At 72.1% G+C, this 17,795-nt stretch carries 13 protein-coding genes; 10 read left to right on the top strand and 3 right to left on the bottom strand.

Going from position 1 to position 17,795, the window contains the following annotated elements; all coding sequences use genetic code 11:
* Positions 1–61 precede the first annotated feature (61 nt).
* Together grpE and dnaK are read right to left on the bottom strand one after the other, a co-directional pair.
* Positions 62–808, bottom strand: a complete 747-nt coding sequence (gene grpE, locus C9F11_RS22270; RefSeq protein ID WP_138960937.1) for a nucleotide exchange factor GrpE — start codon at positions 806–808, stop codon at positions 62–64.
* The gene (gene dnaK, locus C9F11_RS22265; protein WP_138960936.1) at positions 808–2,676 is read right to left on the bottom strand and encodes a molecular chaperone DnaK; all 1,869 of its coding nucleotides are present in this window, start codon (positions 2,674–2,676) and stop codon (positions 808–810) included. Before dnaK ends, grpE begins: the two co-directional genes overlap by 1 nt.
* A 324-nt stretch (positions 2,677–3,000) precedes the next feature.
* On the opposite strand from dnaK, the gene C9F11_RS22260 reads away from it, so the two are divergent.
* The 10 genes from C9F11_RS22260 to C9F11_RS22215 all read left to right on the top strand — a co-directional run bounded on the left by C9F11_RS22260 (position 3,001) and on the right by C9F11_RS22215 (position 17,217).
* Positions 3,001–5,316, top strand: coding sequence for a heterodisulfide reductase-related iron-sulfur binding cluster (locus C9F11_RS22260; RefSeq protein WP_138960935.1), 2,316 nt, complete (start codon positions 3,001–3,003; stop codon positions 5,314–5,316).
* Positions 5,317–5,446: 130 nt separating this feature from the next.
* Positions 5,447–6,760 (top strand): VCBS repeat-containing protein, encoded by a 1,314-nt coding sequence (locus C9F11_RS22255; RefSeq protein ID WP_346347328.1) that lies wholly within the window; start codon positions 5,447–5,449, stop codon positions 6,758–6,760.
* Positions 6,761–6,861: 101 nt separating this feature from the next.
* Positions 6,862–8,295 carry an FG-GAP and VCBS repeat-containing protein gene (locus tag C9F11_RS22250; RefSeq protein ID WP_138960933.1) on the top strand — a complete coding sequence of 478 codons (1,434 nt, stop codon included), beginning with the start codon at positions 6,862–6,864 and terminating at the stop codon, positions 8,293–8,295.
* 48 nt (positions 8,296–8,343) lie between these two features.
* Positions 8,344–9,783 carry an FG-GAP and VCBS repeat-containing protein gene (locus tag C9F11_RS22245; protein WP_138960932.1) on the top strand — a complete coding sequence of 480 codons (1,440 nt, stop codon included), beginning with the start codon at positions 8,344–8,346 and terminating at the stop codon, positions 9,781–9,783.
* Positions 9,784–10,307: 524 nt separating this feature from the next.
* On the top strand, positions 10,308–11,816 hold the full coding sequence (locus C9F11_RS22240) for an FG-GAP repeat protein (protein ID WP_138960931.1): 1,509 nt from the start codon (positions 10,308–10,310) through the stop codon (positions 11,814–11,816).
* Between the two features lie 68 nt (positions 11,817–11,884).
* Complete coding sequence (locus C9F11_RS22235; protein WP_138960930.1) at positions 11,885–13,234, top strand: FG-GAP-like repeat-containing protein; 1,350 nt, start codon at positions 11,885–11,887, stop codon at positions 13,232–13,234.
* Between the two features lie 148 nt (positions 13,235–13,382).
* Positions 13,383–14,861 (top strand): FG-GAP-like repeat-containing protein, encoded by a 1,479-nt coding sequence (locus tag C9F11_RS22230; protein WP_138960929.1) that lies wholly within the window; start codon positions 13,383–13,385, stop codon positions 14,859–14,861.
* Positions 14,862–15,039: 178 nt separating this feature from the next.
* On the top strand, positions 15,040–16,092 hold the full coding sequence (locus tag C9F11_RS22225; protein ID WP_138960928.1) for a Yip1 family protein: 1,053 nt from the start codon (positions 15,040–15,042) through the stop codon (positions 16,090–16,092).
* A 134-nt stretch (positions 16,093–16,226) separates the two neighbouring features.
* A complete protein-coding gene (locus C9F11_RS22220) occupies positions 16,227–16,607 on the top strand; it encodes a PadR family transcriptional regulator (RefSeq protein ID WP_138960927.1) in 381 nt (126 codons plus the stop codon).
* The gene (locus C9F11_RS22215) at positions 16,594–17,217 is read left to right on the top strand and encodes a hypothetical protein (protein WP_138960926.1); all 624 of its coding nucleotides are present in this window, start codon (positions 16,594–16,596) and stop codon (positions 17,215–17,217) included. The genes C9F11_RS22220 and C9F11_RS22215 overlap by 14 nt, the downstream gene beginning before the upstream one ends.
* 73 nt (positions 17,218–17,290) lie before the next feature.
* Here C9F11_RS22215 and C9F11_RS22210 read toward each other — a convergent pair whose 3' ends face one another.
* On the bottom strand, positions 17,291–17,788 hold the full coding sequence (locus C9F11_RS22210) for a phosphoribosyltransferase (RefSeq protein WP_138960925.1): 498 nt from the start codon (positions 17,786–17,788) through the stop codon (positions 17,291–17,293).
* Positions 17,789–17,795 lie beyond the last annotated feature (7 nt).

The following is a 17,795-nucleotide window of genomic DNA, read 5'->3' as shown; positions in this document are numbered from 1 at the left end:
TCCGCGACCATCATGGTCGCCGGGGGCCCGGCCGCGGCCGACGTCGCCGTCCGTGTCAACGTCAGCCCTTGTCCGGGCCACCGTTCTCCTTGCTCTCGGCCTTGTCGGCCTGGTCGGCGGGCCGGCCCGCGTCCTTGGCCTCGGCCTTGTCCGCGGCGTCCGGCGTCTCGCCCTCGCCGTCGGCGCCCTCGGCCGCGTCCGGCTTCACCGTCTGCGCGCCGGGCTGCGGCTCCGCCACCGCCACGCGGGCGGGACGGATGACGCGCTCGCCGATGCGATACCCCGGCTGGAGGATCGCGACGCACGTCGTCTCCGTGACGTCCGGTGCGTAGCTGTGCATCAGGGCCTCGTGGATCGTCGGGTCGAAGGGCTCGCCCTCCTTGCCGAACTGCTGGAGGCCCATCTTGGCGACGACGGTCTCCAGGGATTCGGCCACCGACTTGAAGCCGCCGACCAGCTCGCCGTGGTCCCGCGCGCGGCCGACGTCGTCGAGGGTCGGGAGGAGCTCGGAGAGGAGGTTCGCCGAGGCGATCTCCTTCACCGTCACCTTGTCCCGCTCCACGCGGCGGCGGTAGTTCTGGTACTCGGCCTGGAGCCGCTGGAGGTCCGCGGTGCGCTCGCCGAGCGCGGAGCGGGCCTGGTCCAGCTGGGCCGTCAGTCCTGCTTCTCGCATTGCGTCCCCGGCCGGGGCCGCCGGGCCCTCCTCGGTGGAGGGCTCGGCGGCCTGCGGCGCCGCTTCGTCAGGGGTGGCGCCGGAGGGGACGTCGGGCCGGTCGGCGTCGCCGAAGCCCGGGGTCTCCTCCGTCATCAGACAGCGCCGCCCTTCGCGTCACCGGGCTTCTCGTCGTCGACGATCTCGGCGTCCACGACGTCGTCCTCCTTGGACATGTTCGGCGCTTCGGCGCCCGGGGCGGCGCCTTCGGCACCGGCCGCGCCCGCGGCCTGGGCGTCGGCGTACATGGCCTGGCCCAGCTTCTGGGAGACGGCGGCGACCTTCTCCGTGGCGGTGCGGATCTCCGCGGTGTCCTCGCCCTTGAGCTTCTCCTTCAGCTCGGCGACGGCCGTCTCGACCTCGGTCTTGACGTCACCGGGGACCTTGTCCTCGTTGTCCTTGAGGAACTTCTCCGTCTGGTAGACGAGCTGCTCGCCCTGGTTGCGCGACTCGGCGGCCTCGCGGCGGGCGTGGTCCTCGTCCGCGTACTTCTCGGCCTCTTCGCGCATGCGGTTGACCTCGTCCTTCGGCAGCGAGGAGCCACCGGTGACGGTCATCTTCTGCTCCTTGCCCGTGCCGAGGTCCTTCGCGGTCACGTGCATGATGCCGTTGGCGTCGATGTCGAAGGAGACCTCGATCTGCGGGACGCCGCGCGGGGCCGGGGGCAGACCGGTCAGCTCGAACATGCCGAGCTTCTTGTTGTACGCCGCGATCTCGCGCTCGCCCTGGTAGACCTGGATCTGCACGGACGGCTGGTTGTCCTCGGCCGTCGTGAAGATCTCGGAGCGCTTCGTCGGAATCGTGGTGTTCCGCTCGATCAGCTTGGTCATGATGCCGCCCTTGGTCTCGATGCCGAGGGACAGCGGGGTCACGTCGAGGAGCAGGACGTCCTTGACCTCACCCTTGAGGACACCGGCCTGGAGGGCGGCGCCGATGGCGACGACCTCGTCCGGGTTCACGCCCTTGTTGGCCTCGTTGCCACCGGTCAGCTCCTTGACGAGCTCGGCGACGGCGGGCATGCGGGTGGAGCCGCCGACGAGGACCACGTGGTCGATCTCGGAGAGGGCGATGCCCGCGTCCTTGATGACGTTGTGGAACGGCGTCTTGCAGCGCTCCAGGAGGTCGCTGGTCAGCTGCTGGAACTGGGCGCGCGTGAGCTTCTCGTCCAGGTGCAGCGGGCCCTCGGCGGAGGCCGTGATGTACGGCAGGTTGATCGTCGTCTCGGTCGAGGACGAGAGCTCGATCTTCGCCTTCTCGGCGGCCTCGCGCAGGCGCTGGAGCGCCATCTTGTCCTTGGACAGGTCGACGCCGTGGCCGTTGGCGAACTGCTTGACCAGGTAGTCGACGACGCGCTGGTCCCAGTCGTCACCACCGAGGTGGTTGTCGCCGTTGGTGGCCTTCACCTCGACGACGCCGTCGCCGATCTCGAGCAGCGAGACGTCGAAGGTGCCGCCACCGAGGTCGAAGACGAGAATGGTCTGGTCGTCCTTGTCGAGGCCGTAGGCCAGGGCGGCGGCAGTCGGCTCGTTGACAATGCGCAGGACGTTCAGACCCGCGATCTCGCCGGCCTCCTTGGTGGCCTGGCGCTCGGAGTCGTTGAAGTACGCGGGCACGGTGATGACCGCGTCCGTGACCTTCTCGCCCAGGTACGCCTCGGCGTCGCGCTTCAGCTTCTGCAGGATGAAGGCGCTGATCTGCTGCGGGTTGAAGTTCTTGTCATCGATGTCGACCTTCCAGTCCGTGCCCATGTGGCGCTTCACGGAGCGGATGGTCCTGTCGACGTTGGTGACTGCCTGGCGCTTGGCGACCTCGCCCACCAGGACCTCACCGTTCTTGGCGAAGGCGACGACGGACGGCGTGGTCCTGGCGCCTTCGGCGTTGGTGATGACGGTGGGCTCGCCGCCTTCGAGAACGCTGACGACGGAGTTAGTCGTGCCCAGGTCGATGCCGACCGCACGTGCCATTGCGATGCCTCCAGATGACTACTTGAGTGGAACTGACTCAAGGATGCCCCACAGGTCGCCCCGAGTCAACAGAGCTGAGTCAGAGAGACTCAACTCTTATCCCACCCTTACGCGCAACCCGGGGGTCACGGAGAGAGACGGCCCCGGGCCCGGAACGGTTGAGCGGGGGCGAGCAGGGGGCGAGCGGGGGCGGAAAGGGGAGCCTGAGCGACACAGATCACCGCCTGCCTGGCTGCGCGGCCGCACCGTATGTGGGTAGTCTCAGACGGACTGCATAAGTTACTGCTTAGTAATAGACGCCTCGCAGGCCTGAGGAGCCCCGAAATGCAACTCGCCGCGATCATCGTGTCGCTGGTCCTAATCGCGGTCGGCGTCGCGCTGTTCGGCCGTGCCATCCTGCAGATCTACCAGTTCGTACGGCTCGGCCAGGCCGTGCCCGCAGGCACCCGGACCGACGCTCCCGCCGAGCGCACCCTCACCGTGGCCAAGGAGTTCCTCGGCCACACCCGGATGAACCGGTGGGGCATCGTCGGCGTCGCGCACTGGTTCGTGGCGGTGGGCTTCTTCTCCCTGCTGCTCACGATCGTGAACGCCATCGGCCAGCTCTTCAAGGCCGACTGGATCCTGCCGGTCATCGGCGACTGGGCGCCGTACAACGTCTTCGTCGAGTTCCTCGGCACCATGACCGTGCTCGGCATCCTGACGCTGATCGTCATCCGGCAGCTGAACCGGCCGGGCAAGCCGGGCCGCAAGTCCCGCTTCGCGGGCTCCAACACGGGCCAGGCGTACTTCGTCGAGGGCGTCATCCTCGTCGTCGGCGTCTGCATCTTCATGCTGCACGCCCTGGAGGGCGCCCAGCACCACGTGGACGGCTACGAGGCCTCGTTCTTCCTCTCGTACCCGTTCGTCTCGTGGTTCTCCGGCATGGACGTCTCGACGCTCCAGAACCTGACGTACTTCTTCGCCGGTCTGAAGATCGCGACGTCGTTCATCTGGATGATCACGGTCTCCCTGAAGACCGACATGGGCGTCGCCTGGCACCGCTTCCTGGCCTTCCCCAACATCTGGTTCAAGCGCAAGGCCGACGGCTCCACCGCGCTCGGCGCGCTCCTGCCGATGACGAGCGGCGGCAAGGAGATCGACTGGGAGGACCCGGACGAGGACACCGTCTTCGGCGTCAGCCAGGTCGAGCAGTTCTCCTGGAAGGGCATCCTCGACTTCTCCACCTGCACCGAGTGCGGCCGCTGCCAGTCGCAGTGCCCCGCCTGGAACACCGGCAAGCCGCTCTCGCCGAAGCTCCTGATCATGTCGCTGCGCGACCACGCGCACGCCAAGGCCCCGTACCTGCTCGCCGGTGGCGGCAAGACCATGGAGGGCGAGGAGAAGGCGACCGCCGAGCAGCTCGCCGACGTCCCCGCCGCCGCCCTCGCCGAGGCCGAGCGCCCGCTGATCGGCACGCTGGAGGCCGTATCCGACGGCGGCTCCGCCGCGGGCGGGGTCATCGACCCCGACGTCCTGTGGTCCTGCACCACCTGCGGCGCCTGCGTCGAGCAGTGCCCCGTCGACATCGAGCACATCGACCACATCGTCGACATGCGCCGCTACCAGGTGATGATCGAGTCCGCGTTCCCGTCCGAGGCGGGCACGATGCTCAAGAACCTGGAGAAGAAGGGCAACCCCTGGGGCCTCGCCAAGAAGCAGCGCCTGGAGTGGACCAAGGAGGTCGACTTCGAGGTCCCGGTCGTCGGCAAGGACATCGAGGACCTCACCGAGGTCGACTACCTGTACTGGGTCGGCTGCGCGGGCGCCCTGGAGGACCGGGCCAAGAAGACCACGAAGGCCTTCGCGGAGCTCCTGCACATCGCGGGCGTCAAGTTCGCGATCATGGGCGGCGACGAGAAGTGCACCGGCGACTCGGCCCGGCGACTCGGCAACGAGCCGCTGTTCCAGCAGCTGGGCGCGGAGAACGTGGCCTCCCTGAACATGGCGTTCGGGGAGTCCCTCGACGAGGACGGCGGTGTGGACGAGTCGACGAAGAAGCCCAAGTCGGCGAAGAAGATCGTCTCCACCTGCCCGCACTGCTTCAACACCATCGCGAACGAGTACCCGCAGCTCGGCGGCGACTACGAGGTCATCCACCACACCCAGCTGCTCCAGCACCTCATCGACGAGGGCAAGCTGGTCCCGGTGACCCCGGTCGAGGGCCTGATCACCTACCACGACCCGTGCTACCTGGGCCGGCACAACAAGGTCTACACGCCGCCGCGCGAGATCATGTCCGCCGTCCCGGGCCTGCGTCAGCAGGAGATGCACCGCCACAAGGAGCGCGGCTTCTGCTGCGGCGCGGGCGGCGCGCGGATGTGGATGGAGGAGCGGATCGGCAAGCGCATCAACACGGAGCGCGTGGACGAGGCCCTCAGCCTCAACCCGGACATCGTGTCGACCGCCTGCCCGTTCTGCCTCGTCATGCTCACGGACTCGGTGAACGGCAAGAAGAACGACGGCGCGGCCAAGGAGTCCCTCCAGGTCGTCGACGTCGCCCAGTTGCTGCTGGACTCGGTGAAGACCCCGGCCGACAACCCGCCCCCGGCGGGCGAGGCCGAGACGGAGAGCGAGCCGGAGCCCGAGCCGGTGAAGTGAGCCGATGCCGGTGACCCGGTGAGGTGAGCCGTACAAGACGGTCGTAACGGGCCGGTTCCGCCCTGGCGGAACCGGCCCTTCGTCGTTCGTGTAAACCTGTGGTGCTCATGACGACTGTGACGACTCAGGGGTGGGTGGCTTGAGGAGATCCGGTATACGGCTGCTGGCCGCCGCCGTCGGCGGCGCCCTGGTCCTCGCGGGCTGCGGCGGCGACGGCGAGTCCCACGCCCGCCCCGCGCCCGACGGGCTCACGGCCCGGGGCGCGCCCCAGAAGGCCGTCCCGCAGGGCAGGGGCAGCAAGGTGCCCGACGACTTCAACGGCGACGGCGCCCGCGACCTCGTCCTCGACGACCTGGCGCACCGCGGGCACGGCGACGACCCCGGCATCGGCGTGGTGTACGGCACTCGCGCCGGGCTCTCCCCCGGCACCCGGCAGCTGCTGACCGCGCGCGCCAACGGCGCCCGTACGAAGGGCGAACTGCCCGCCGCGTTCGAGTCGGAGGCGGCCTGCGACCTGGACGCGGACGGGTTCACCGACCTGGTGGTGTCGACGGATCCGCCCTACGACGGCCAGGGGCAGCCGCCGGTGCCGCTCCAGCTCCTCTTCGGCTCCCCGAAGGGCCTGACCGGCAAGGCCGTCAAGCTCCGGGTGCCCGCGCGGGCGCGGCTCGGCAACGACTGGCCGGACCAGCCGGTGTGCGGCGACTTCGACGGGGACGGCGCCCAGGACCTCGTGCTGCACGCGAGCGGCGCCCATCTGACCTTCCTGCGCGGCCCCTTCACCCGCGCGGGCGGGCCGCGCGCGGCCGCGGCCCCGCTCACCGCGCCCGGCAACGAGCTGGTGACGGGCGGCCCCGCCGTGGACGTGAACCGCGACGGCTACGACGACCTGGCGGTCCGCGCGGAGGCGGGCGCGTCCCGTGGCTCCCTGGTCCTGGGCGGGCCCAAGGGGCCGAGCCGCACCGGGGCGCTGCTCCCCGCGGGCACGGACACGGCCTTCGGCACGTTCCGCGGCGGCCGTGCGGTGGACGCGGCGCTCCCGGGGCCGCGCGGCATCGCCCTGCGCTACGACGTGCCCGGCACCGCGCGGGCCACCCTCGCGGTGCGCGACGCCTCCGTGCGGACCGGCGACTTCGACGGCGACGGCCGCAGCGAGCTCGTCGTGACCGGGGGGCGCCCCGGCGAGGTGTGGCTCTACCGGGGCCGGGCCCAGGGCCTCGCGGCCCGCGCCACAGCCACGCTCGCCCCCACGGGCGGAGGCGAGGGCCTCCAGGTCCTGAAGGTGGCCGACTTCGACGGCGACCGCCGCGCGGACGTGGTCGTACGGACGTCCACGGGCCGGGGCACGGACCGCGTGGAGGTGTACCGGGGCGTGCGCTCCGACGCCCTGGTGGAGCGGAAGCCGAGCCTCACCTTCTCCACCACCCTGTTCGCGAACCGCTAGCCCGCAAGCTCCGGTTCACTTCACAGCCCACCTCGCACAACCATTCGTACAGCCCGCCGGTCACATCCCCGGAAGGACCACTTCACTCACGGGGAGCGTACGTGCGCGCAAGGAACCTGGCCCTCACGGCGACCGCGGTCGCCGTCGCCGCCGCCGGTGTCACGCTGCCGCTGGCCGGGACGGCCGCGGCCGAGGGTGCCACCGTCCGCAAGGACGACTTCAACGGCGACGGCCACCGCGACCTCGTGATCGGTACGCCGGGGGCCAATTCCGTGACCGTGACGTACGGTTCGGCGGCCGGTGTCGGCGAGCGCCGGTCCACCACGGTCACGCAGGACACGGCCGGGGTGCCCGGAGTCACCGAGAAGGGCGACGAGTTCGGCGAGAGCGTCACCAGCGGCGACGTGAACAACGACGGCTACGCGGACCTGGTCGTCGGCGCCCCGGGAGAGAAGACCCCGGGCAAGTCCGGCGGCACGGTCACGATCGTCTGGGGCGGCAAGGACGGCTTCACCAAGGGCGGCACGGCGCTCACCGCGCCCGCCGGCAGCGAGCGCCGCTTCGGCGAGGCCGCCGTCTTCGTCGACTTCGACGGCGGCGATGCCGCCAACCTCGCCGTGATCAGCGGAAACAGCTGGTGGTACTACCCTGACAGCGGCCTCCCGCAGGACGGCCGCGCGATCGGCCTGGAGACCGACTTCCTGCCCGAGGGCGTCCGCCTGGACAACATGACGGCGGGCCACTTCACGTCCAGGGACGGCTACACGTTCGTCCTCACCGGCGAGCGCGCGGACGGTGGCGCGTACACGGCCTATATGAAGGGCGGTGCGGGCGACCTCGGCTACTGGTCCGGCGTCCTCGCCGAGGGCGACGACCCGAGCGCCTCGCGCGACCCGCTCGCCGTGGGCGACGTCGACGGCGACGGCTACGACGACCTGGTCACGGGCAACCCCCGCGCGGCGAAGGGCGGCGCCGTCAGCGTCCGCTACGGCGCCGACACGAAGTTCGGCGCACCCGTGACGTACACGCAGGACAGCGCGGGCGTGCCCGGGAGCGACGAGCCGGGCGACGCGTTCGGCGGGTCGGTGGCGGCGGGCGACGTGACGGGCGACGGCCGTGCGGACGTCGCCGTCGGCGCGCCCGGCGAGACGGTCGGTGCCCCGTCCGTGCGGGGCGCGGGCGGCGTCGTCGTCCTCAGGAGCGGCGCCCGCGGCCTGGGGAACGGCCGTGCCGTGCACCAGGACTCGCCCGGGGTGCCGGGCGTCGGCGAGACCGGCGACGCGTTCGGGTCCAGCGTCCGGCTGAAGGACGTCACCAAGGACGGCAGGGCGGACCTGGCGGTCGGCGCGGGCGGCGAGGACATCGGCTCGGGCTCCGCCGCGCGGCGGGACGCGGGTGCCGTGTGGGTCCTGCGCGGCTCCGCGGGCGGCGTCACGGCCTCGCACGCGGCCTCGTTCAACGGCTCCGACGTCGGCGTACGGCTGCCCGCGGGCGCGGGCGGCGTCGGCAGGGCCTTCGGCGAAACCCTTCGCTGACCTTCCCTCTCCTCATTCCTCATCTCTCCCAGCACAGTTGGAGCAACCTTGCGCAAGAAGACCCTGTCGGCCGCGGTGCTGTGCGCCGCGACCGTGATCGGTGTCGCGGGCCTGTCCGTCACGCCCGCCGCGGCGGCCGAGCCCGCGCCCCGGCCGAAGGCCGACTTCAACGGCGACGGCTTCGCGGACCTCGCGGTCGGCGTCCCCGACGCGACCGTCGGAGGCAAGACCAAGGCCGGTTACGTGAACGTGGTCTGGGGCGGCAAGAACGGCCTCGGCAAGCACGGTTCGGCGACCATCAGCCAGGACACGGCCGGAGTCCCCGGCAACGCCGAGAAGGACGACGGCTTCGGCCACACGGTGAAGCCCGCCGACATGAACGGCGACGGCATCACGGACATCGTCGTCGGCACCCCCGACGAGGACAACGGCCCGACGCTGAGCGCGGGCACCGTCACGGTCCTGTGGGGCTCGAAGTCCGGCATCAAGGGCGGCTTCACGGCCGCCAACGGCGAGTACTCCGACAACAGCCTGGGCGCGGTCCTCACCACCGGCGACTTCGACGGCGACGGCAAACAGGACATCGTCCTGAACTCCCACTTCGACGAGTCCAGCGCGCTGATGCTGCGCCCCGGCCCGTTCAAGGCGGGCACGCCCGCGAAGCTGTCGCGCATCGACAGCTGGCACTTCGGCGGCCCGCGCGCGGTCACGACCGGCGACTCCGACGGCGACGGCCGCGACGACCTGGCGCTGGCGTACGGCGGCATGGAGATCCTGGGCACCAGGGTCGTCAGCCGCGCCTCCGGCGAGTGGAAGACCCAGTGGTCCACCGGCAACGGGTCGACCGCGCTCGCCGCGGGCGACTTCGACGGCGACGGCACGACGGACCTGGCCCTGGGCGGCGTCCAGGCCAACCCGGAGTCGGAGGACCCGAGCGAGGCGTTCTGCCAGAGCCCGGTGGGCGGCGCGATCGCCACGGTCTACGGCAAGAAGGACACCGCGCTCGGCGGCCCGGTCGCCTGCACCACGCAGGACTCCCCGGAGGTCGGCGGCACCGCCGAGATCGAGGACAACTTCGGCGCGCACCTGGCCGTGGGGAACCTCGACCGGGACGGCGTCGACGAGCTGATCGTGGGCGCCGACACGGAGACAGTGGGCACCGCGAAGAAGGCGGGCAGCTACTGGACGCTGGCCTCCGCGGGCACCGGCAAGCCCTTCGTGGGCCCGTCGTTCACCCAGAACTCGGCGGGCGTCCCCGGCACGGCCGAGGCGGGCGACCGCTTCGGCGCGGCCGTCGCCACCGGTGACTTCAACGGCGACGGCTACCCCGACACGGCGGTCGGCGCGCCCGGCGAGGACGCGGCGACCGGCGGCGTCTGGTACGGCCGGACCCCGAAGGACGGCCCCAACCCGGACCAGGTCACCGTCACCCCGGGCAAGCTCGCCCTCAAGGGAGCCCACAAGTACGGCACGGTCCTGGGGCGCTAGCCCCACCGCCCCCGTACGGGCCGGGGCCGCGCGCTGCCGCGCGCGGTTCCGGCCCCCGGCTTTCCTGCCCGTGAACGCCGATGGCCCCCTCACCGAACCAGTGAGGGGGCCATCGACTTCATGGAGCGCCCGGCAGGCCTTGCACCTACATTTCCCATCGGATGATGGGCGTCTTTCCTTGGACCACAGACGCGCGACTCCGGTGTTGTGCGCCGAAGTTGTGCCTTGATCTTACACAGCTTCAGGCGCCGGATCCAACTCCGCGGCGCGCGTCCGGCGCGGCCGTGCCTGCCTCCGGCGCGCGGGGCGACCTGCCGACGCGTACGCCGGCACCGGCACCCGGCACGCGCGTCGGGGCGGAGCCCCCAACTCCCCATCACAGCAAGGTAACTTCACCCCAGGGGCACACAACCCTCACACCCCGTCAGCGGTCTCTCCTAGGCCAAGGTCCAGGCCAACGCATACGCAAACGCGCGACCGGGACCCGGCACCCCTGTCATCAGACCCGCAGGAGAGATCACCGCATGGCTCAGCGCAAGCGCACCGCCTCCCGCGACACCCGGCCCCACAGACCCGGCCGCCACCTCCGCCTCGCCGCCGCCACGACCGCCGTGGCGCTCACCGGCGGGCTCCTCCTGGGCGCCGTACCGACGGCCTCCGCGGCGCCGCGGGCCGCGCTCCCGGCCGCGGACGCCGACTTCGACGGCGACGGCTACGCGGACGTCGCCACCTCCGCCCCCTTCACCTACGTGAACGGCAAGAAGGCGGCGGGCGCCGTCGTCGTCACGTACGGGAAGGCGAGCGGCGTCGACCGTTCCGTGAAGTACACGCAGAACAGCCAGGGCGTCCCCGGGGACGCCGAGGCACAGGACTGGTTCGGCAACGAGCTGGCGTACGGGGACTTCGACAGCGACGGCTACGACGACCTGCTCGTGAGCGTCTCCGGCGAGGACGTCGGCCGCGACAAGGACGGCGGCAGCCTGCAGATCCTGTGGGGCTCGGCGATCGGCCTGCGGGGCGGCACGACCCTGAAGGACCCGCGCCCCAGCAAGCACGACAACTTCGGCGGGGTCCTCCAGGCCGGTGACTTCGACGGCGACGGCAAGGACGACATCGCCATGGGCACGGTGACCACGGCGGTCGTCGACGTCTACCGCGGCGGCTTCACCCGCGGGGGCAGGACCGGCGGCCACTACACCGTCACCCCCCGCATCCACGGCAACGGCGAGGTCGGCGTCAAGAACCTGCACTCCGGCGACGCCAACGGCGACGGCAAGGACGACCTGATCGTCAACGGCTACGAGAACGACACCCAGCGCGGCTACGACGCCAACTGGTGGATCCCCGGCTCCCGTTCCGGCCTCAAGGTGTCCTCCGCGCAGAAGCTGCTGCCCGGCGTCATCACGGACCTGGGCGACACCGACAAGGACGGTTACGACGACGTCGTCATCGGCAACCACTGGGACAGCGGCATCCCGGGCGCGGCCAAGGGCGGCGCGGTGCACGTCGTGCACGGCGGGGCGCGGGGCCCGGCGCACGGCGACCGGGACAAGTTCACCCAGGACACCTCCGGCGTCCCCGGCGGCAGCGAGAAGGGCGACAGCTTCGGCAACGAGCTGGACCTCGGCGACGTCAACGGCGACGGCAACCTCGACCTGGTCGTCGGCGCCCCCGGCGAGACCGTCGACGGCGTCGAGGACACGGGCGCGGTGACCGTCCTGTACGGCCGTGCCAACGGCTCCGGCCTCAGCGGCCGCGGCGCGAAGCTCCTCACCCAGGACAGCCCCGGCGTACCGAACTCCAACGAGAAGCACGACTTCCTCGGCACGGACGTGCACGCCGACGACCTGAACGGCGACGGACGCGCGGACGTGATCCTGGGCGCCCACGGCGAGAACGGCGGCAACGGCGCCGTCTACCCCCTGCTCTCCGCCCCCGACGGCTCCCTCAAGGGCACCTCCGGCGTCTACCCCGGCACAGCGGGCCTCCCGACCACGGGCACCCCCCGCCTGGGCGCCAACTTCGCCGACTGAGACCCCCCCTGCCCACCTCCGGCCGGGCCCACCGCACGGGCCCGGCCCTCCCTCCCCAAGGAGCCCCTGTGCGCCTGCGCACCGCAGCACTCCTCACCACCACCCTCACCGCCGCGACGCTCACCCCGCTCGCACTGCCCGCGACGGCGACGGCGGCCCCCGCCAAGCACGCGGACGACTTCAACGGAGACGGCTACCGGGACTACGCCACCCCGCAGTCGGGCGAAGGCAACAAGGGCGGATCCGTCCACGTCACCTTCGGCACGGCGAACGGCCCCGGCACCCGGACCCAGGTCGTCGACCAGGACAGCCCGGGCGTCCCCGGCGCCGACGAACGGGGGGACTCCTGGGCCGAGGGCACCCGTGTGGCCGCCGACTTCGACCGCGACGGGTACGGAGACCTCGCCGTGTCCGCCGTGGGCGAGAAGGTCGGCCGGAACCGCGGCCAGGGCTCGGTGACCGTGCTGTGGGGGTCACCGACCGGCCTGAAGGGCGGCACGGAGATCCCCAACAAGGCCCCCGGCGCGCGGAAGGCCTTCGGGTACGGCCTCGCCACCGGCGACTTCAACGGAGACGGCAGACCGGACCTGGCGGCGACCAACGGCGGTGCGGTGTACGTCTACAAGGGCGGCATCTCCCGCTCCGGCGTGGGCGGTTCCGTGCAGCGCCTCGCCAAGCGGGGTCTGTCCCCCGACGACCTGATCGCGGGCAGGGTCACCAAGGACCGCGCGACGGACCTGGTCGTCGTCGGCCAGGTGATCAGGGACTGGAAGGAGACGGGCGACGCCTGGTTCGTCAAGGGCGGCACCACCCTCAAGCCCGGCGCGACGCTGCGCCTCGGCGCGTACGCGGACAGCACGAGCGGTGTGATCGCCGACTTCGACAAGAACGGGTACGGCGACCTCGCGCTCGGCAACTACGCGGACGCCAAGTACAAGGGCGCGGTGGCCGTGTGGCGCGGCGGCAGGAACGGCCCGGGTACGGCGACCCGGCTCACGCAGGGCACCCCCGGCGTGGCGGGCGCCCCGGAGAAGGGGGACCGCTTCGGCGGATCCGTCTCGGCGGGCGACACCAACGGTGACGGGTACCCGGACCTGGCGGTGGGCGCGAGCAGCGAGGACGTCGGCGGCACGCGGGACGGGGGCGGTGTCCACGTCCTGCGCGGCGGCGCGGGCGGCCTGAAGGGCGCCGGGTCGAAGTGGTTCGCCCGCGACAGCGCGGGGATCCCGGGCGCCCCCTCCGAGGGGGACCGCTTCGGCAGCACGGTACGCCTGCGGGACACCGACCTCGACGGCTACGCGGACCTGTACGCGCACGGCGAGGTCGACCCGGTCCGCCTGCCCGGCTCCCCGTCCGGGATCAAGAACAGCGGGGTGACCCGCGTGGAGTACGGAATCGTCGAGGGCTTCCTCCAGTAGGACAGAGTCGGCCCCGGCCCTCGCGGAGGACGCTCACGGGTGCGGGGCAAGGGCCGAGGGGATGGCGCCGCCCCTCACCACAACCCTCGCCCAACCTCATGTGTCACACAGGTGAAGACCAAGCGTCACCCACAGAGTTGGAGCACCCGTGCGCACACGCACCCTCGCCCTGGCCGCCGCCTCGGCGCTCGCGGCGACCGGCCTCACCCTGCCGTTCGCCGCGAGCGCGGGGGCCGCGCCCGGCGGCGCCACCCCGCCCGTCAAGGCCGACTTCAACGGGGACGGCTACGAGGACCTCGCCGTCGGCGTCCCCGCGGGGAGCGTCGGCGGAAAGGCCGAGGCCGGGTACGTGAGCGTGGTCTGGGGCGGGCCCCGGGGGCTGAGCGTCAAGGACAACGTACGGATCAGCCAGGCGACGGCGAACGTGCCGGGCGCCCCGGAGGCCGGGGACCGCTTCGGCGCGGCCGTGGCCGTGGCCGACTTCGACGGCGACGGGCTCACGGACCTCGCGGTCGGCGCCCCGGGCGAGGACGTCGACGGCAAGGCGGACGCGGGCAACGCGACCGTCGTGCACGGCGCGAAGGACGGCTTCGGCAAGGCCAACAGCGCGGGCCGCGGCGCCAAGGCCAAGGACAGCTACGGCAACGCCCTGGCCGCCGCCGACTTCGACGGCGACAAGCGGACCGACCTGGCCATCGGCGGCACCGACAAGGTCGTCGTCAACTACGACCCGCGCGGCGCGAAGACCCAGCCGGGCATGGGCGACCGCATGGGCGGCCGCGCCCCCGTCCTGTCCACGGGCGACTTCGACGACGACGGCCTCACCGACCTGGCCGTGGCCTACTACACCAAGCAGCAGCCGTACACCCAGTCCCACGTCCACCTCTACCGCTACGACAAGCAGGAGCGCCGCCTCCTCCTGTCCTGGGCCAGCAGCAACGGCGCCGCCTCCGCCCTCGCCACCGGCGACTTCAACGGCGACGGCCTGGACGACCTCGCGCTCGGCAACTGCCGCGAGATCGCCGACGAGAACATCGACGACCCCTGCGGCCCCGAGGAGCTCACCAAGGGCGGCGGCGTCCACATCCGCTACGGCAACCCCAACGGCTCCTTCGGCTCCCGGACCCAGACCCTCAACCAGGGCACCCCGGGCGTCCCCGGCGCCGCCGAGAAGGGCGACGGCTTCGGCGAGGCCGTCACCGCCCGCGACATCGACAACGACGGCTACACCGACCTGATCGTCGGCGCCCCCGGCGAGGCCATCGGCAGCAAGAAGACCGCGGGCAGCGTCACCGTCCTGTACGGCGCCAAGAAGGGCATCCTCGACGCCGACGACGAGCTCGGCGACGGCAAGGCCAACGGCTACGCCTTCCAGCAGGACACCAACCAGATCCCCGGCCCCGCCGAGACCGGCGACCGCTTCGGCGCCGCCCTCGCCACCGGCGACTTCGACCACGACGGCAAGCCCGACCTGGCCACCGCCGCCCCCGGCGAGAACGCCTCGTCCGGCGGCGTCTGGGCCTCCCCGGACGTCCTGCCGCCCGGCACCACCGTCTTCACCCCCAAGTCCCTGAAGCTGCCCGCGCCTTCGTCCGCGCTGACGTACGGCGCCGTCCTCGGCCGCTAGGCCGCCGCACCGCCCGCACCACCCGAGGCACCCGCGTCACAGCAGGTCACCCGCGCCCCGGGGGCCCTGAGGACAACCCCTCAGGGTCCCCCTAGGGGTTGTCACAGGTCGGCCGCAAACGGACTCTCCCCCACAGGAGGGGCGCGGCCGCCCCGCCGGACCAGGTACGTTCGATTCCGTGGCTGGATTCAGGATCGGACGCGGCGGCCGGGACAACCGCGCACAGCAATCGGGACGCCCCCAGGGACACCAGGGGGGACACCAGGGACCGGGACAGAGCCCTCAGCAGGGTCCCGGGCAGGCCCCGTACGGACAGCGGCCCCCGCACCAAGGCGGCGGCCAGACGCCGTACGGCTACCCGCCCGCGCCCTCGCACGGGCACCCCGCCCCGCCCCAGTACGGCGGCCAGGGCCCCGGCCCCGGCCAGTACGGCGGCGGCCAGTACGGCGGCGGCCAGCACCACGGCGGCGCCCAGCAGTGGCCCCAGCCCCCCGGCGGCCGGGACGAGCCCGAGTACTTCGGCGGCCAGGGCGGCCACGGCAGCCATGGCGGACACGGCGGACACGGCGGCGGACACGACCCGTACGCCGCCAACAACCCCGGCAGCACCCAGGCCTTCTCCCTCGGCGAGGACCCGTACAACGACGGGGACACCTACCGCGCGGGCCAGGCCCCGGCCGGCCCCATCGGCCCCAAGCTGCCCTGGAAGGACCTGCTGCGCGGCATCGTGCTGCGCCCGGGCCCGACCTTCCTGCAGATGCGCGACTACGCGATGTGGGCCCCGGCGGTCATCGTCACGTTCCTCTACGGCCTGCTCGCCGTCTTCGGCTTCGACGAGGCCCGCGAGGACGTGCTCAACGCCACGCTGTCCACGGCGATCCCGTACGTCCTCACCACCGGCGTCGCGATCTCCCTGAGCGCCCTCATCCTCGGCGTCGTCACGCACAGCCTGGCCCGCCAGTTCGGCGGTGACGGCGCCTGGCAGCCGACCGTCGGCCTGTCCATGCTGATCATGGCGATCACGGACGCGCCGCGCGTCATCGTCGCCCTGTTCCTCGGCGGCGGCAACGGCTTCGTCCAGCTGCTCGGCTGGGCCACCTGGCTCGCGGCGGGCGCCCTGCTCACCCTGATGGTGAGCAAGTCACACGACCTGCCCTGGCCCCGCGCCCTCGGCGCCAGCGCCATTCAGCTGCTCGCGATCCTGTCGATCATCAAGCTCGGTACGTTCTGACGCCGCCGCGCACGCACGCGAGTCCAGGGGCCCCGGCGGGTACGACCGCCGGGGCCCTTGCTCATGCCCGCCTCCGTCACGTACCTTGCAATGCAATGTTCCAGGCGAAGCAAGGAACCGAAGGGGGGCGGGGGATGACGGATCCGCTGACGAAGGCCGCGAGCCAGCTGCGCAAGGGCGTCCTGGAGTACTGCGTCCTGGCCCTGATGCGGGACGGCCCGCGCTACGGGGTGGAGCTGGTCGAGGAGCTGTCCGCCGTCGCCGTGATGACGACGAGCCAGGGCACGATCTACCCGCTCCTGGCCCGGCTGCGCCGCGACCGCCTGGTGGACACGGAACTGCGCGAGTCCCCCAGCGGCCCGCCCCGCCGCTACTACACGCTCACGCCCGAGGGCCGCACCGCCCTCGCGGACTTCCACACGAGCTGGCCGCTCTTCCGGGACGCGGTCGACCACTTCCTGGCCCCGGCGCCCGGCACGTCGCACGACACGGAGACCCCTCATGAACGCTCTTGACCACGCCCTGGTCCGCGCCTACCTGACCGAGGTGGAGCGGGCCACGAGCGCCCTGGAGCCGGCCCGCCGCCAGGAACTGCTGGCCGATCTGCGCGAGCACGTCGAGTCCCGCATCGCCGACGCGGGCGCGCCCGACGACGCCACGGTGCGCGGGATGCTCGCGGACCTCGGCACCCCGGCGGCCATCGCGGCCTCGGCCCTGGCGGAGTCCGCACCGGCTCCGGCACCGGCTGCAGCCCCGGCCGCGGCGGGGGCCACCGCCGATTCCGGCTCCGACGCCGTCCGCACCAAGCTGACGATCCTGCTGCTGCTCTGCGCCGCCCCGCTCGGCCTGCTCTGGCACCCCTTCGCGACGGTGGTGGCGGGTGGCGCCGGCCTCTATCTGCTGTCGAAGTCCACCCGGTGGACCACCCGGCAGAAGGTCACGGGCACGGCCCTGACCCTGCTGGTCCCGCTCCTGCCGGTGCTCGTCGGCCTGCTCCTCGCGGCGGGCCGCATCGGCCCGATGGAACTGCTCCTGCTGATGTTCTTCAGCCTGGTCCTGCCGGTGCTCGGCGCGCGGCTGCTGTGGCGGGCGGCGCGGGGCGCCCGGGCGGCGGCCGGGGCCTGAGCCCCGACGCAGAACGACGGCGCGCCCCCACCCGTTACGGATGGGGGCGCGCCGTCGCACGTGAAGGAACCGCTCAGGCGTCGAGAACCTGCCCGTGCCGCTTCACGACCGGCGGCTCGACGCTCCACGGGAAGTTGATCCACTCGTCGGTCCGCTTCCACACGTACTCGCACTTCACGAGCGAGTGGGACTTCTCATAGATCACGGCGGAGCGGACCTCGGCGACGTGGTCGAGGCAGAAGTCGTGCACGAGCTTCAGCGTCTTGCCGGTGTCGGCGACGTCGTCGGCGATGAGCACCTTCTTGTCGGTGAAGTCGATCGCGTTCGGCACCGGGGCCAGCATGACCGGCATCTCCAGGGTGGTCCCGACGCCCGTGTAGAACTCCACGTTCACCAGGTGGATGTTCTTGCAGTCGAGGGCGTACGCGAGGCCGCCCGCGACGAAGACGCCGCCGCGGGCGATGCTCAGCACGACGTCGGGCTCGTACCCGTCGTCGGCGATCGTCTGGGCGAGATCACGGATCGCGCCGCCGAACTTCTCGTACGTAAGGTTCTCGCGCACGTCGCTCATGGGGGAT

The organism is Streptomyces sp. YIM 121038 (genome assembly GCF_006088715.1).
Classification (GTDB): domain Bacteria; phylum Actinomycetota; class Actinomycetes; order Streptomycetales; family Streptomycetaceae; genus Streptomyces.
Note: the sequence above shows the minus strand (reverse complement) of the source record. Positions and strands in the feature narration are given on the sequence as shown.

Bases quoted from the DNA above. Each gene is read 5' to 3' on its own strand.
- C9F11_RS22220 (WP_138960927.1), top strand. From the start codon at position 16,227: ATGACGGATCCGCTGACGAAGGCCGCGAGCCAGCTGCGCAAGGGCGTC.
- dnaK (WP_138960936.1), bottom strand. From the start codon at position 2,676: ATGGCACGTGCGGTCGGCATCGACCTGGGCACGACTAACTCCGTCGTC.
- C9F11_RS22215 (WP_138960926.1), top strand. From the start codon at position 16,594: ATGAACGCTCTTGACCACGCCCTGGTCCGCGCCTACCTGACCGAGGTG.
- C9F11_RS22260 (WP_138960935.1), top strand. From the start codon at position 3,001: ATGCAACTCGCCGCGATCATCGTGTCGCTGGTCCTAATCGCGGTCGGC.
- C9F11_RS22240 (WP_138960931.1), top strand. From the start codon at position 10,308: ATGGCTCAGCGCAAGCGCACCGCCTCCCGCGACACCCGGCCCCACAGA.
- C9F11_RS22210 (WP_138960925.1), bottom strand. From the start codon at position 17,788: ATGAGCGACGTGCGCGAGAACCTTACGTACGAGAAGTTCGGCGGCGCG.
- grpE (WP_138960937.1), bottom strand. From the start codon at position 808: ATGACGGAGGAGACCCCGGGCTTCGGCGACGCCGACCGGCCCGACGTC.